Here is a 15059-nt window from a genome sequence, read left to right on the forward strand (position 1 = left end):
ATTCGCCGCCCCGGGCCCGCGACCCCCGAAAAGGCAGCGTACGCATGGAGACGAGCCCCACCCCCGACTCCACCCTGGGCACCGCCCTGACCCGCTCGCACCACCCCGCCACCCGCCTGTCCTCGATCCCCGCCCTGGCGGCCCACATCCACCTCGCGGCCGCCCGTCGTCGCCTGGAAGAGCTCCTGGACGACTTCTCGATCCCCGTCCAGGCCGACGCCGCCCTGGCGTTGGTCCGCCACGGCGGCGCCCCCGGCCGCGCCGCGGTCCAGGCGACGGTCCAGCGCCGCCTCGTGGACCCGGACATCACCTACGTCGCCTACGCCCTCGAATCCCGCTGCCCGGCAACGGCTCCCGGCTCCCGCGAACCGTCGCGCTGAATCGCCGCCCGTTCCGCGGCGGGAAGCATTCTCGAGCGACCCCGAAACGACCACAAGGTCGACCCGATCGAGACGCCGGTCGGCAGGGCGCCCGCCAGGCTCGTCGCCGCGCCCGATCCTCGGGCGGCGGGGCGAGGATGCGGACCGCCTGGCCTGCAAACCACCGGAACTGGACTGCGGCGTCTATCCCATACTGCTGCAGGCGATCCCGACCCCCGGAGTTCTCCCCGCGGTCAGGATCGGCCTGCGCGACCTCAGCACCAGCATGGGCGGATGACGCGGGCATCGTCGTGACTCGGCCCGGCAGCGCTGGACGCGGCAGCCCATGCACGGGACGCGGGCCTCGGTGGTAGGGCGTTGCCCCCGAACCTGGACCAGCTGCGCCGGGCCGGGGTGCGGGCCGCCATCGCCGGCCGCCCGGACACGGACTCGCTCGTGCGCTCGAAACCTCCGGCCCGGCAACGATGTGCGCGTCGCAGGTCGACTGCCGAGTCCGGGCCACGACAGCCGTCGCGCTACTTCATGAGGCGGAGCAGGCCGAGCTCGGGGTGGAGGGCGCCATCTTGGGCGAGGGCTTGAAAATCGGCTTCGACGGCGTCGCGGGAGAGGGCTCCGGCGCGGACCGCCGCGTAGCGGACGTAGGACCAGAGGAAGACGTCCAGGTTGTCGAAGCGGGTCTCGGCCTCGATCACCTCCTCCTCGTGGAACCACACGGCCACCTGGCCGTTGGTCAGCACCACGTAGAGGTTGCCGCCGCCGTCCGCGCCGATCGGGTACACGTCCTCGTCGCTCAGTTCGGTGCTGTAGTCCGAATCCAGGATGGTGCAGTCGTTCTCGGCGAACTCGAAACCGTAGGACCAGTCGTACATGTCGAGGAACTGGGGGAGGCGGCCGGAGCGGACGCGGTCGTCGAGGGCGCCGAGGGCGGCGGCGTCCGCGGGCGCGAGCCGGTCGAGAAACGCCGCGACCGGGCGGGTTTCGTCTGGAACGTCGACGAGTGGGGCGTCGGGGAACCAGCGGGCGAGATCGGTGTCGAGGGCGCGGTCGGTATAGCCGATCAGATCGGCGGCAGAGAGTGGCACGGCGGGATTGTAGGGGCCGCGGGCGACAAGTCGGCGGGCAGCCGGAGTCGGTTCGACGCCGCAAGCGCCCTGCGCCGTACATCTTTCGTGGATGACGCCCGCGGCCGCGCCGAGCCCGAACCCGACTTCCGAGGGACGGGTCGGCGGCCGGCGTCCGGGTGACGTGGCCGATCCGCTGTGTCGTGAACCGGCCGAGGCGTCAGCTGACCAGACAGGCGCTGCCGAGGTTGGTGCCGGTGCCGACTTCGAGTGTCGCCCAATGGGATCCGTTGTAGGACCAGGCCTGGACGTAGTGGGTGCCGGTGGACGACGGGGTCCAGGTCGAGGCGCCCGTGCCGGTGGAATCCAGGACCAGTTGCTGGGGGGGCGAAGCTCGAGGCCGCGCTGTCGTAGAGCCAGACGTTCTCGTTCGCGCTGCCCTTGATGGTGACCTGGTAGGGGCAGCCGGTGCCGTACTTGCCGCCGCCGGTGGAGGTTACGGTCACGCTGGTGACGTAGGCCGAGGCGTGCGGTGCGGTGCACAGCAGCGCCGCGGCGGACGCGGTGAGCGCGGTGGCGGCGAACGCCGACCGTCGAAGTGTGAACATGGCCGATCATCTCCCTGTGGACAGGCGTACGGGCGCGCGGCGAACGCGCGTGCCCACCAGTGTCGGTGTTTCCGGAATGCGACACGCCAGCATTTCGAACGCCGGTGAGCGCTCGATGGCGTGCCGCCCGGGCCGAACCACCGCGGTCCGGGACGCGGCCGAACCGCGGAGCCGATCATGCCCGGTGTGTGACCATGACGGCGTGCCCGATTGGACTTATCACCCGCTGCGACCGGTGGCGAACGCGGTGGCGGGGGAGCGGCGTACCCAACGAGCCGCCCTGCGGTTTCTGGCGGCGTTGATCGCCCTGCCCGGTGGAGCGCGCGCGATCCCGCGGGTGTTCGGGCATGCCCACGCCCCGCCGGAGTGGGACGGGCGGCTGGGAGCCGCGGTGCCGGTATCGGTGGCGCGGGAGGCCGTGCCGGTGCTGGCCGTTCAAGGCGCGAACGTGATCGAGATCGGTCCGGTGGCGGCCGGTGACGTCGACGCGGTGCGGGCGGCGGCGCGGGGGCGGCGCTGCCGGGTCGTCGCGCGGGTGACGGACGCGGCGGTGGGCGAAGCGCTGGCGGGCTCGGTCGATGAGATCGTCCTCGAGCATCGCGGAGCCGCCCGGGCCATCGACGTCCCGGATGGTCCGGCGCCGGACCCGGCCGGGGGCAGCGCGTGGGGCGGGGAGATCGAGTCCGGTCCGGGCCGGAGATATGTCGACGACCCCGATGTCGCGCAAGTAGTTGCGGCGCTGCGGGATTCGAACGACGTGATCCTGGCCACCCCCGCCCTGCTGATCGCGGCGGGGCCGAACTGGTTCAACCGGGTCATCGACGCCGCTGTCGAGACCGTACCGCCGCCGGCGCTGCGCGACGTGCCCCCGGATCCGCGGCGCTGGCCGGGCTGGTTCTGGGGAACACTGGTCGGACTGGGCATGGTGGCGGGCGGGCTCGGGGCCGCGCTGATCACCGTCGGGCCGGTGCTGCTCTGGTACGACCGCGACTACCTCGGGACGGACGTCGAGGGCCTGCACCGGATCAACCACCACCTGGTTCACTTCCTGCAGCACGACCGAATCACCATGGCGGGCAACATGATCGCCATCGGATCGCTGTACATCGGGCTGGCCTGGGGCGGGATGCGGCGGGGCCGGGTGTGGGCGCGCGACGCGCTGCTGCTGTCGGGGCTGATCGGGTTTCCGACGCTGTTCTATTTCCTCGGAACGGGTTTCGTCGAACCCCTGCACGTAGCCGTTGCCGCGCTGCTGTTTCCGATGTTCGTGCTCGCGGTGCGCGCGCGGCCCGGCCCGCCGAGCTGGGAGCCGGTACCCGACGGCCCCGAACCGCTGCGGCTGCGCGCCCTGCTCGGCCAGCTGATCATGATCGCCACCGGCATCGGCGTGATCTTCGGCGGCATCGTCATCTCCTACGTGGGCCTCACCGACGTGTTCGTCCCCACCGATCTGGCCTTCCTCGACACCGACGCCGCCACCCTGCGCGCCGCCAACCCGAAGCTGCTGCCCTTCATCGCCCACGATCGCGCGGGCTTCGGCGGCGCGCTCATCGCCACCGGCGTCGCCATCACACTGATCGGCCTGTGGGGCTGGCGGCGCGGGGAACGCTGGGTGTGGTGGGCGCTGGCGGGCGCGGCGTTCGCGGGCTCGGCCAGCGCGCTGATCATCCACTTCCTCATTCACTACACCGCGTTCATCCACCTGCTGCCGGTGTATATCGGCACCGCGCTGCTGGTCTCCGCACTGGTCCTGGCCAGGCCGTTCCTGTTTGCCCACCCCCGGTTATGAATGGGCTTGCATCATCATGCATAATCATTTGTAGGACGACGGAGCGGGCACGCGGCGCGTGAACATACCGAGCTCGCCCGCACTGCCCCGCAGCGGGCGCGACCGACCTACACGTACTAATCGAGGAGCACACGGACTATGACCAAGCGCGTCGTACTCGCCTACTCCGGCGGGCTGGACACCTCAGTCGCCATCAGCTGGATCGGTAAGGAGACCGGCGCCGAGGTCGTCGCCGTCGCCATCGATCTCGGCCAGGGCGGCGAGGACATGAACGATGTGCGCCAGCGCGCGCTCGACTGCGGCGCGGTCGAGTCCATCGTGGTGGACGCGCGCGACGAGTTCGCCAACGAGTACTGCCTGCCGACCATCCAGTCGAACGCGCTGTACATGGGCCGCTACCCGCTCGTCTCGGCCATCTCCCGGCCGCTGATCGTCAAGCACCTCGTCGAGGCCGCCGAGTACCACGGCGCCGACACCGTCTCGCACGGCTGCACCGGCAAGGGCAACGACCAGGTCCGCTTCGAGGTCGGCATCGGCGCCCTCGCGCCCGACCTGAAGGTCATCGCACCGGTTCGCGACTACGCCTGGACCCGTGAGAAGGCCATCGAGTTCGCCGGCGAGAACAACCTGCCGATCAACGTCTCCAAGAAGTCGCCGTTCTCGGTCGACCAGAACCTGTGGGGCCGCGCGGTCGAGACCGGCTTCCTCGAGGATCTGTGGAACGCCCCGACCAAGGACGTCTACGACTACACCGTGGACCCGACCGTCAACTTCGAGGCGCCCGACGAGCTCATCATCACCTTCGACAAGGGTGTCCCGGTCGCCATCGACGGCCGCCCGGTGTCGATGTACGAGGCCATCCTGGAACTGAACCAGCGCGCCGGCCGGCAGGGCGTCGGCCGTCTCGACATGGTCGAGGATCGTCTGGTCGGCATCAAGAGCCGCGAGATCTACGAGGCGCCCGGCGCCATCGCGCTCATCACCGCGCACCAGGAGATCGAAGCGGTCACCATCGAGCGCGAGCTGGGCCGCTACAAGCGTCAGGTCGAGCAGCGCTGGGGCGAGCTGGTGTACGACGGCCTGTGGTTCTCCCCGCTCAAGCGCGCGCTGGACGCGTTCGTGCAGGACACCCAGCAGCACGTCTCCGGCGAGGTCCGCATGGTCCTGCACGGCGGCAACGTGGTCGTGAACGGCCGCCGCTCGGACGAGTCGCTGTACGACTTCAACCTGGCCACCTACGACGCGGGCGACACCTTCGACCAGTCCCTGGCCAAGGGCTTCGTGCAGATCCACGGCCTGTCCTCGAAGGTCGCGGCCCGTCGCGATCTGAGCAGCAAGAAGTAAGACCCCGCACCACATAGGCATCACCCACGCTCGGCGTCCTACCCATCGCGATCACCGCGGGTAGGACGCCGATAGTGTGCATACCGGACCCACCCCGAGGACAGGAGAGATCCACATGACCGAGCAGCACGGCACCAATGAGGGCGCGCTGTGGGGTGGGCGTTTCGCCTCCGGTCCGGCCGCGGCCATGGCGGCGCTGAGCAAGTCGACGCATTTCGACTGGGTCCTGGCGCCCTACGACATTCGCGCTTCCAAGGCGCACGCGCGCGTGCTGCACAAGGCCGGTCTGCTGTCCGCCGGTGATCTCGACGCGATGCTCGCCGGACTCGACGCCCTGGCCGCCGACGTGGCCTCGGGCGCGTACGGTCCCGCCGACTCCGACGAGGACGTGCACGGCGCGCTCGAGCGCGGGCTCATCGAGCGCGTCGGCGCCGAACTCGGTGGCCGCCTGCGTGCGGGCCGGTCCCGGAACGACCAGGTGGCAACGCTTTTCCGGATGTGGCTGCGGGACGCGGTGCGCCGGATCGCCGCGGGCATGCTGGACGTGGTCGACGCGCTCGTCGCCCAGGCCGCCGCGCATCCGGACGCCGTCATGCCGGGCAAGACGCACCTGCAGGCCGCCCAGCCCGTGCTGCTCGCGCATCACCTGCTCGCGCACGCGCATCCGCTGCTGCGCGACATCGACCGCCTGCGCGACTTCGACAAGCGCGCCGCGATCTCCCCGTACGGTTCCGGCGCGCTCGCGGGCTCCTCGCTGGGCCTGGATCCCGAGGCGATCGCCGCGGACCTGAATTTCGATGCGGCCGCGTCCAATTCGATCGACGCCACCTCCTCGCGCGATTTCGCCGCCGAGGCCGCGTTCGTGCTGGCGATGACCGCCGTCGACCTCTCGCGCATGGCCGAAGAGGTGATCATCTGGAGCACACCGGAATTCGGCTATATCACCCTGGCCGACGCCTGGTCCACCGGCTCCTCGATCATGCCGCAGAAGAAGAATCCCGACGTCTCGGAGCTGACCCGCGGCAAGGCCGGTCGCCTGATCGGCAACCTCACCGGCCTGCTCGCGACCCTGAAGGCCCAGCCCCTGGCCTACAACCGCGACCTGCAGGAGGACAAGGAACCGGTCTTCGACTCGGTGGCCCAGCTCGAGCTCCTGCTCCCCGCGATCGCCGGCCTGGTGGCGACCCTGACCTTCCACACCGACCGCATGGCCGAGCTGGCCCCGGCGGGCTTCACCCTCGCCACCGACATCGCCGAATGGCTTGTCCGCCAGGGCGTCCCGTTCCGCGTGGCCCACGAGGCCGCCGGCGGCTGCGTCCGCGCCGCCGAAGCCCGCGGCGTGGGCCTGGACGAACTGACCGACGCCGAGTTCGCCGCCGTAGACCCCGCCCTGACCCCCCAGGTGCGCGAGGTCCTGACCGTCGAGGGCTCGATCGCCTCCCGCAACTCCCGCGGCGGCACCGCCGGCGTCCAGGTGGCGAAGCAGCTCGACGAGGTCCGCGCGGCCGCCGCCGACCAGCGCACCTGGCTGGCCTGAGACCCGCCCGGGGACATCGCCCACTCGAGTCGAATCCCTGTTCCCCGGACGGCCCGCTTGCCCCCGATATAACGTCCGTGTTATGAATTGGGGAGAGGTGGAGCTGGAATCGGAGATAGACGAGTGGTTCGACTCGCTCGATCAGGACGACCAGGAGACCGCGGCCTTCTACGTCGACCTGCTCGCTGAGCGGGGTGTACTACTCGGCGAGCCCTATACGCGACAGCTACGGGGCAAGCTCCGAGAGCTTCGCTTCTACCCGACCCGAGACGCGGTGCGAATCACCTACTGGATCGCCCCCGGCAGGCGCATCATCCTGCTGACAGCGTTTCGGAAGCATCGCATGCACGAGACCGCCGAGATCGAACGTGCGATGCGGGCGATGCGGCGCTGCGTTGCCGAAGCGCACACCGTGGACGAGGAGTGAATTCCATGGATGAACGCAAGAGCTGGTCGGAGAAGCGGGCCGAGATCATGGACCGCCCGGGGGCCGGGGCGGCGTACGACGCCGCCCGGATTCGGTTCGAGCTCGGAGCGGCGGTGCGTGCGCGACGCGAGTCGCTCGGGCTCACCCAAGCCGAACTCGCCGAGCGGGCCGGTCTGAAACAGCCCGCGGTGGCCCGATTCGAGGCGGGTGGCACCATGCCCACGATTCCGATGCTCGAGCGGTTCGCGGAGGCGCTCGAGTTGCGGTTGCGCGTCGAATTCGATCTGCCGGAAGCGGGTTGAGGGTTCGACCGCGTGATGCCCGCCGCGGGGGCGCGGCGGGCACCTGCTGTTCGCGAACTGTGTTATCCGCGACGGTAATTCATGTGTTTGCTGGCCGGGACGGCCGGGCGGCCGGGGCCGTGTACGCGGCCGGGGATCGTCTGGGGCTTCTCCGGCTTGCCTCGGCGTTCGCGGCGGGAGAGGGGGCGATCGGCGGGCTCGGGGGAGTGGGGCGCGGGTGTGGAAGGCTGATCGGGCATGGTTCCTCCTGCGGACATGTGGGACCGACTCACCGGAAGCGGCCGGTCAGTATCGGAAGCGCCGCGGGGCGGCGGGAGACTCACGCCGGGGGACGCGTCGGGGCGTCGCGGCCGTCAGATCACGCGGGCGCACACGGCGCGGCGTCGGCCATCCGAACGTGAAGCGCGAGAAGCGCTCAGGAGTACAGGGGCATCCACATGCCGGACACCGTAACCGGACGACGCGATCGCGTGCCACCTATTTTCCGGGCGGCGTCCAAAGGGACGGTCGCGCGGGCGCTCCCGGCGCGCGTGACCACCGTCGATATGCTGCGGGCATGACCCTATTTCTGCTGGCCCTGGCCATCGCGTGCGAGGTGACGGCGACGGTGTCGCTGAAGATCTCCGAAGGATTCACCAAGCTGGTGCCGTCGATCATCGTGGTCATCGGGTACGCCTCGGCGTTCTGGTTCCTGTCGCAGGCACTGAAACGGGGGATGGGGATCGGAGTGGCCTACGGGATCTGGTCGGCGGTCGGCGTGGTCGCCATCGCGATCATCGGGGCGCTGTTCCTGAACGAGACGCTCACACCCGTACAGATGGGCGGGATCGTCCTGGTGATCGCGGGGGTGCTGGCGCTCGAGCTGGGCGGAGCGCACTGAGCCGACACCGCCCGCGCGCCGCACACGGTCAATCCTGTACGCGCACCTCGTATCCCGCGTCGGCGAGCGAGGTCAGCACCTCGTCCCGGTGAGCGGGCCCGCGGGTTTCCAGGGTGAGCAGCACCTCCACCTCGTCGATCGCCAGCCAGGCCCCGGTGCGCGAATGCACGACGTCCAGCACGCTCGCGCCGGTGCGGCCCAGCTCGGCCAGCAGACCGCCGAGACTGCCCGGGCGGTCGGAGATGGTGATGCGCGCGGCCAGGTAGCGGCCCGCCGCGCTGAGCCCGTGCCCGATGACATGGGTCAGCAGCAGCGGGTCGATGTTGCCGCCGGACAGCACCGCGCAGACCTGCCCGCGCAGCGCGAGTTCGTCCGCGGCGCAGGACATGAGCGCGGCCACCGCCGCCGCGCCCGCCGGCTCGACGATGAGTTTGGCGCGCTCCATGCACAGCAGCAGCGCCCGCGAGAGCGCGTCCTCGTCGACGGTGAGAATCGCGGGCGCGCAATCGAGTACGTGCGCGAACGGGACCTCGCCGGGCATTCCCACCGCGATGCCGTCGGCCATGGTGGACATCTGGCCGAGCCGCACCGGTTTTCCGGCCTCGAGCGATCCCGGCCAGGCCGCCGCGTTCGCCGCCTGCACGCCGATCACCCGGACCTCCGGCGCCAGTTCGCGCAGGGTGGCCGCGATGCCCGCGAGCAGCCCGCCCCCGCCGGTGGGCACCAGCACCGTTTCCACCTCGGGCAGCTGCTCCAGGATCTCCAGCGCCACCGTGGCCTGCCCGGCCACGATGTCGGGATGATCGAACGGATGCACCAGGGTCGCCCCGGTCTGCTCCGCGAAAGTCAGTGCGGCCGTGAGCGCCTCGTCGATCGAATCCCCGACCTGGTGCACGGTGGCCCCGTACGCCCTGGTGGCCACCAGTTTCGGCAGGGCCGCGCCCACCGGCATGAACACCGTGGACTCGATACCGAGCGAGGTCGCCGCCCACGCGACGCCCTGCGCGTGATTGCCCGCGCTGGCGGCCACCACCCCGAGTTCGCGCGCCGCCGCGGGCAGGTTCGCGATGCGGTTGTACGCCCCGCGCGGCTTGAACGATCCGGTGCGCTGCAGGTTCTCGCACTTGAGCCACACGTCGTGCCCGGTGCGGTCGGTCAGCGCCCGCGACGCCACCACGGGGGTCCGGCGAATCACCGGTTCCAGCAGGGACGCGGCCGCCTCGACCCGCGCGACGATATTCATGGCGTCATGCTGCCAGGTGTTCGCTGGAGTGTCGCGTAGGACACCATCACCGGTGGATTGTTGCGCCGCGGCGGGGTTGGCGCGATCGTGTTGCATGAGCAATTCCACCGTGATACCCACGGAGGTGGCCGACGTTCTCGAACGCTACTTCTCCGCGGAGTTCGCCACGCGCGCCCGTGATCGCACCCCGATCGCCGTCCCGGTCGCTCCGCTCTGGCTGCCCGAGCGCGGCGCCATCCTGGTGAGCACCGGAATCGGGTTCCCCTACAAGGCTTTCAACGCCCGCCGCGATCCCAAGGTCTCCCTGCTCTACTCCAACCCCACCGCCAGCGGGCTCGAGGACGCACCGGTCGTGCTGGTGCAGGGCAACGCCGTGGTCTCCGAAATCGTCACCTGGGACGAGGAATTGGAGCGCCAGTGGCGCAAGGTGTGGGCGCAGAGTCCCAAGGGCGTCGGCACCGACATGATCAGTCGCCGCCTGTTCTGGTGGTACTACCTGCGTCTCAAGATCACCGTCGAGCCCACCCGCATCCGCTGGTGGCCGGACGGCGACATGACCGCCGTGCCGCGGGAGGTGGCGCTGCCCGGCGTCGAGCCGCTGGTGTATCCCGACGGCCCGCCGCCGCCCCCGGGCGGTCATCCGCCGGGTCCCGGGCCGCGCCCACCGCACGCCGGCCCGCCGCCGCACCCGCCGGGCTCGCACCCGGGCGGCCCGCCGCCGCATCCCGAACGGCCGGAAGGAGCCCGATAATGGGTCTGGTTCAGGACATTCACCACGCGCTGTACCGCTTTCCCGACGGGGTGGTGCTGACCGCCGAGAGCGCGATCGGCTACCCGGTGAGCATGCGCTGCCATCCCGGCCCGCGCGGCGACTCGTGGGTGCTGGCGCGCCCCCGCTGGTTCGACGGCGTCGACGGCCCGGCGACCATGCTCGCGCACAGTCACGACGCCGACGGCTGGAACCTGCGATCGGTCCGGATCCGCGGGACCATTCGCAGCGAGGGCATCGACATCGTCTTCACCCCCACCGGATTCGAGGAGAACACCGGTTCGCCTGCGCAGGCGCTGCGCACGAGCCGGGCGGCCAAGGACTACCTGCGCCGCCGCGGGCTCGCGCGCCCGAAGGTGCCGTGGGCGCGGATCAAGGCCGCGCGATCGGAAGTCACGGGGCGCGACTAGACCGGCGCGAAACGGCACGGGTACACCCGCTCCCGAGTGCGCCACGCGATCGGACCGGCCGCGGCCCGAATACCGGGCCGCGGTTCCGCGGCCCGGTCTACTGTTCGGTCCGAATGCGCGGACCCGCGCTCATCGGGCTCCACCTCCACCATTCCGGAAGAGAGGGAAGCTGTGCCGAACGTCTCGAAAATCAGTGCCGCACTTGCTGTTTCCGCCGCTTTCGCAATGGCTCCCGCGGCACTGCCCACGGCCGCGGCCACCCCCATGGCCAGCTGCTCCGGCGGTGACTTCCGCTGGACCGCCGTCAACGGCGCGATCGACATGACGCCCAAGGACCTGGTCTTCACCTCGGTCGGGCGGCTGTGGGGCTGCACCGGCGCCGACGACATCACCGGCGGCACGTTCACCGGCGTGCACACCGCCGCCTCGGATTGCATGCATCCCGCAAACGGGCCCATCACGGTGCACATCGTCTGGTCGAACGGCGAGCGGAGCACGCTGTGGGGGCACTGGCCGGTGACGATGATGCAGCCCGCGGTCGGGCCGCTCGAGGTCATCAGCGGCGTCGGCGTGGGCGAGCGGGTCACCGTCGTCGCCGAGTACGAGATGATGACGCCGGACATGGTGATGGGCTGTATGGGCCCGGGCGTGCGGACCGGTCCGGGCAGGGTGAGCGCCAGCATGATGTGACCGCCGATCTCACCCCCGAACGCCGCTCGTCCCTTGTCGGGACGGGCGGCGTTCTCGTTTCTCGAATTTGCCACGGGTTGTCCAGTGCATCATTCCGAGCCCTTTTCGCGGGCCGCTAAAAACCGCACGGAATTGCGTATTCAACCCCACACCCGCAAAACATGCTTTGGAAAAGCGGAATTAGTAGCGTGAGGGACATGCAGCTCTCCAGGTTCACCGATCTCGGACTGCGTGCGCTCATGCGATTGGCCGTGAGCGGTGACGCGCAGGAGCGTGTCACCGTCAAACTCATTGCGCGCCAGGTGAACGCGTCCGAGAACTATGTGGCGAAGGCGGTCTCCCGGCTCGTCGAACTGGGCTACGTGCAGTCCCAGCGCGGGCGTACCGGCGGCATCTTCCTGACCGATCGGGGCCGGACCGAGACCGTGGGCACCATGGTCCGCGAACTCGAGGGCGATGCCGAGGTCATCGAGTGCCTGGGCGACAATCCGTGTCCGCTGGCGAGTGCCTGCCGTTTGCGCGGAATTCTCGCGCAGGCGCGGGACGCCTTCTATCGGCAGCTGGACGGCTACACCCTCGCCGATCTGGTGGACCGGCGCACCGTGGAGCTGCTGCACATGCCGGTGATCCCGGCGGCCGCATTCGAAGAACAGGAGTCACCGTCATGACGCTCGCGCCGGAAGCCGTGGTCGAGGCCATCCCCGAACTCGAACCCGAACACGCCGCGGTGATCCGCGCGACGCTGCCGCTGATCGCGGCGAACATCGACGCCATCACCACGCGCTTCTACACCCAGCTGTTCACCGCGCACCCGGAACTGCTGCGGGACCGCTTCAATCGCGGCAACCAGCGCCGGGGTGCGCAGCAGCGGGCGCTCGCGGCCTCGATCGCCACGTACGCGAGCCACCTGGTCGATCCCGCCCTGCCGCATCCGCGTGAGCTGCTCGCCCGGATCGGGCACAAGCACGCCTCGCTCGGGGTCACCGCGCCCGAATACCGCGTCGTGCACGAGCATCTGTTCGCCGCCATCGTGGCGGTGCTCGGCGCCGATGTGGTGACCGCGGACGTCGCGGCCGCCTGGGATCGCGTCTACTGGCTCATGGCCACCGCGCTGATCGACCTGGAGACCGGGTTGTACGAGGGCGCGAGCGTCGCACCGGGCGACGTGTTCCGCGAGACGCGGGTCGTGCGGCGAACCGACGATCCCTCGGGCGTCGCGACGTTCGAGGTGGAATCGGCGGACCCGTCCCGGCCGCTCCCGGATTTCCTTCCGGGGCAATATATTTCGGTGGGCGCCGAGCTGCCCGACGGCGCCCGGCAGTTGCGCCAGTACAGCCTCACCAATCGCTCGGGCGACGGCCGGCTCGCCTTCGCGGTGCGCCGGGTCGCGGCCGGAGTCGACGGTCCCGAGGGTGAGGTCTCGGCCTGGCTGCACGACAACGTCGGCGCGGGGGACCGACTCCAGGTGACCCTGCCCTTCGGCGATCTCACGATCGATCCGGCCGCCGGCACCCCCGTGGTGCTGATCTCCGCGGGCATCGGCATCACCCCGATGGTGGGGATCCTGAATCATCTGAGTGCGTGCGCGCCCGAGCGCCGTGCGCTGGTGCTGCACGCCGATCGTTCGGCCGCGACGCATCCGCTGCGCGAGCAAGCCGGCGAACTCGTCGCCGGCCTGCCCGCCGCGCGGGCGCGCACCTGGTACGAGACCGACGGTCGCATGGACCTGTCCCGCATCGAGCTGCCCGCGGACGCCGACTTCTACCTGTGCGGCGGCGCGGGCTTCCTGCAGGCGCTGCGTGCCCAGCTACTGGCTCTCGGAATCCCGAGTGACCGAGTGCATGTCGAGCTGTTCACGCCCAACGACTGGCTGCTCGACGCCTAGCGGGAACCGCTGTGCCACGCCCGCTCCGCGAGCGCGAGCACCTGCGGCAACCACGGCGTGTACCCGGTCGGTACCAACGACATGTTCGACCGCAGTTCGCCGATGCCGACCCAGGCGAAGTCGTCGACCTCCTCCGGGTTCGGACGCGGCGCGGCCTCGTCACCCCAGCCGATGAGCACGTGGTCGAACTCGTACTCCACGCGCCCGGTGGCCGGATCCGCCGCCTGATAGACGAAGGCTCCGACCTCGGTCAGCCGCGCGGCCATGCCCATTTCCTCGTCCAGGCGCACCGCGGCGGCGTCGGCCACCGGCTGCCCGGGCAGGGGATGCCCGCAACAGGTGTTGGTCCACAGCCGCGGGAAACGGGTCTTGACCCCGGCCCGCTGCTGCAGCAGCACCTGCCCGTCGGCGTCGAAGAGCAGGACCGAGAAGGCGCGATGCAGGCGCCCGGGCGCGGTATGGGCCGCCGCTACCGGCAGCGACCCGGCCGCCCGGCCCTGCTCGTCGACGAGCTCGACGAGCAGGGATTCACGATCGACCGCCGGGGTGGCGTCGGAAGTGTCGAGATAGCCGGTCACCTGCCTACCTTATCGGCGGTGATCATCAGGTACTGGAAGCTGCCCTCCTTGTACGAGGTCAGGAACGGCTTCTCCACGCCGGTGGCCAGCTCGGAATGGGTGCGCAGTTCCCAGTACGGGATGGTCGCCGGGGTCAGGTCGGTAACCGCCACCGGGACCAGGTTATTGGCCGCCAGGGCCTTGAAATACGTGCTGCGCGGGTGGATGTTGCAGCCGTAGTGCGCGTCGATCCAGCTCACCGACGCCGACCGCGCGCCGAAGACGTCGTTGGAGCAGCCGGTGATGCACACGTAGCGCCCGCCCGGCTCGAGCAGCCGCGAGAACTCGGCGAAGAGCTCGAAAAGGTCCACGTACATGGTGGTTTCGTTGGTCCAGATGCCGCGCCGGGAGCCGGTCTCGAAGCCGGTGTCCAGCATGTTCTTGAAATGGAACCGCACCTTGTCGGTGACCCCGCGCTCCACGGCCTGGTCGTTGGCGAAGCCGGCCTGGTACTCGGAAATGGTGACGCCGTCGACGCTGCAGCCGAAGCGCTGATTGGCCATGAAGCTGGTGCCGCCGCGCCCGGATCCGCCGTCCATGAGCCGATCGCCGGGCCGGACGTCGCCGAGCTGATCCAGCAGTGCGTCCGCCTGCGCGGTCTCGAGCCGGTGCAGCTCCTTGACCAGGCGTTCCTGCCGGGTGTCTTCCGGGCCCTCCAGGACCGAGAGGTCGGGTTCGCCGATGCCGTAGTGGTGGTGGTAGAGCCCGTCCACCTCGCCGAGCTTGGTGTTGACCCGATCGTCGTTGGGATTGTTGTTCCAGTACGCGGCGACCGACTTCTGGTATTCGGTGCGCAGGACGCCGTCGGCCTGGGGGTCGATCATGGTCATGGCAGATCATCCTCTCGATCACTGATGTGCAGTAGGAGAACGGGATCCGGTCTCCGAGATCAGGAACGCTCGGCAGGTCGCACCGAGTCGGAACAAGCCTTGGGTTCGGAAAGCCCTGGGGCTCAGGGGTTGTCGCGCCGCGGCGGCGGTACGGATGGCGCGCCGGACGGCGGCCGGCGCGGGGCCACTGTGGTGGCGCGCGCCGGGCCCGCCCGGGACGGCCACCGTAGTGGAACGGCGGCCGTCCCGGGCGGAGTCACCGGGATGTGTTGTCGCGGTGGCGATCG

At 70.1% G+C, this 15059-nt stretch carries 16 protein-coding genes; 12 read left to right on the forward strand and 4 right to left on the reverse strand.

Annotated features, from left to right (window positions below; all coding sequences use genetic code 11):
• Nucleotides 1–44 precede the first annotated feature (44 nt).
• On the forward strand, nucleotides 45–380 hold the full coding sequence (locus ACWIGI_RS19800; RefSeq protein WP_454203856.1) for a hypothetical protein: 336 nt from the start codon (nucleotides 45–47) through the stop codon (nucleotides 378–380).
• Nucleotides 381–895: 515 nt separating this feature from the next.
• On the opposite strand, the gene ACWIGI_RS19805 is transcribed toward ACWIGI_RS19800, so the two are convergent.
• Nucleotides 896–1462 (reverse strand): hypothetical protein, encoded by a 567-nt coding sequence (locus ACWIGI_RS19805; RefSeq protein ID WP_454203857.1) that lies wholly within the window; start codon nucleotides 1460–1462, stop codon nucleotides 896–898.
• A 789-nt stretch (nucleotides 1463–2251) separates the two neighbouring features.
• Between ACWIGI_RS19805 and ACWIGI_RS19810 the strand changes: the two genes are divergently transcribed.
• From ACWIGI_RS19810 to ACWIGI_RS19835, 6 genes are all read left to right on the forward strand, one after another.
• Nucleotides 2252–3838: a hypothetical protein gene (locus tag ACWIGI_RS19810; RefSeq protein ID WP_454203858.1), complete on the forward strand. Its 1587-nt coding sequence runs from the start codon at nucleotides 2252–2254 to the stop codon at nucleotides 3836–3838.
• A gap of 138 nt (nucleotides 3839–3976) precedes the next feature.
• On the forward strand, nucleotides 3977–5182 hold the full coding sequence (locus tag ACWIGI_RS19815; RefSeq protein ID WP_454203859.1) for an argininosuccinate synthase: 1206 nt from the start codon (nucleotides 3977–3979) through the stop codon (nucleotides 5180–5182).
• 115 nt (nucleotides 5183–5297) lie between these two features.
• On the forward strand, nucleotides 5298–6719 hold the full coding sequence (gene argH / locus ACWIGI_RS19820) for an argininosuccinate lyase (protein ID WP_454203860.1): 1422 nt from the start codon (nucleotides 5298–5300) through the stop codon (nucleotides 6717–6719).
• An 82-nt stretch (nucleotides 6720–6801) separates the two neighbouring features.
• A complete protein-coding gene (locus ACWIGI_RS19825) occupies nucleotides 6802–7146 on the forward strand; it encodes a type II toxin-antitoxin system RelE/ParE family toxin (protein ID WP_454203861.1) in 345 nt (114 codons plus the stop codon).
• Nucleotides 7147–7151: 5 nt separating this feature from the next.
• Nucleotides 7152–7448: a helix-turn-helix domain-containing protein gene (locus ACWIGI_RS19830; protein WP_454203862.1), complete on the forward strand. Its 297-nt coding sequence runs from the start codon at nucleotides 7152–7154 to the stop codon at nucleotides 7446–7448.
• Nucleotides 7449–8004: 556 nt separating this feature from the next.
• Complete coding sequence (locus ACWIGI_RS19835) at nucleotides 8005–8328, forward strand: DMT family transporter (RefSeq protein ID WP_454203863.1); 324 nt, start codon at nucleotides 8005–8007, stop codon at nucleotides 8326–8328.
• A gap of 28 nt (nucleotides 8329–8356) precedes the next feature.
• Here the strand turns inward: ACWIGI_RS19835 and ilvA are convergent, their stop codons facing one another.
• Entirely contained in the window at nucleotides 8357–9571 is a 1215-nt protein-coding gene (gene ilvA, locus ACWIGI_RS19840) for a threonine ammonia-lyase (protein ID WP_454203864.1), read from the reverse strand.
• 94 nt (nucleotides 9572–9665) lie between these two features.
• On the opposite strand from ilvA, the gene ACWIGI_RS19845 reads away from it, so the two are divergent.
• The 5 genes from ACWIGI_RS19845 to ACWIGI_RS19865 all read left to right on the forward strand — a co-directional run bounded on the left by ACWIGI_RS19845 (nucleotide 9666) and on the right by ACWIGI_RS19865 (nucleotide 13325).
• Nucleotides 9666–10322, forward strand: coding sequence for a pyridoxamine 5'-phosphate oxidase family protein (locus tag ACWIGI_RS19845; RefSeq protein WP_454203865.1), 657 nt, complete (start codon nucleotides 9666–9668; stop codon nucleotides 10320–10322).
• Nucleotides 10322–10750, forward strand: a complete 429-nt coding sequence (locus ACWIGI_RS19850) for a hypothetical protein (RefSeq protein WP_454203866.1) — start codon at nucleotides 10322–10324, stop codon at nucleotides 10748–10750. Before ACWIGI_RS19845 ends, ACWIGI_RS19850 begins: the two co-directional genes overlap by 1 nt.
• Nucleotides 10751–10975: 225 nt before the next feature.
• Entirely contained in the window at nucleotides 10976–11440 is a 465-nt protein-coding gene (locus tag ACWIGI_RS19855) for a hypothetical protein (protein WP_454203867.1), read from the forward strand.
• A gap of 197 nt (nucleotides 11441–11637) precedes the next feature.
• Complete coding sequence (locus ACWIGI_RS19860) at nucleotides 11638–12108, forward strand: RrF2 family transcriptional regulator (RefSeq protein ID WP_454203868.1); 471 nt, start codon at nucleotides 11638–11640, stop codon at nucleotides 12106–12108.
• Nucleotides 12105–13325 (forward strand): globin domain-containing protein, encoded by a 1221-nt coding sequence (locus tag ACWIGI_RS19865; protein ID WP_454203869.1) that lies wholly within the window; start codon nucleotides 12105–12107, stop codon nucleotides 13323–13325. Before ACWIGI_RS19860 ends, ACWIGI_RS19865 begins: the two co-directional genes overlap by 4 nt.
• Here the strand turns inward: ACWIGI_RS19865 and idi are convergent.
• Complete coding sequence (gene idi / locus ACWIGI_RS19870) at nucleotides 13322–13903, reverse strand: isopentenyl-diphosphate Delta-isomerase (protein ID WP_454203870.1); 582 nt, start codon at nucleotides 13901–13903, stop codon at nucleotides 13322–13324. The two genes, ACWIGI_RS19865 and idi, sit on opposite strands and share 4 nt — an antisense overlap.
• Entirely contained in the window at nucleotides 13900–14772 is an 873-nt protein-coding gene (locus ACWIGI_RS19875) for a geranyl diphosphate 2-C-methyltransferase (protein WP_454203871.1), read from the reverse strand. The genes idi and ACWIGI_RS19875 overlap by 4 nt, the downstream gene beginning before the upstream one ends.
• Nucleotides 14773–15059 lie beyond the last annotated feature (287 nt).

The sequence above is a fragment of the Nocardia sp. NPDC055321 genome (assembly GCF_053645575.1).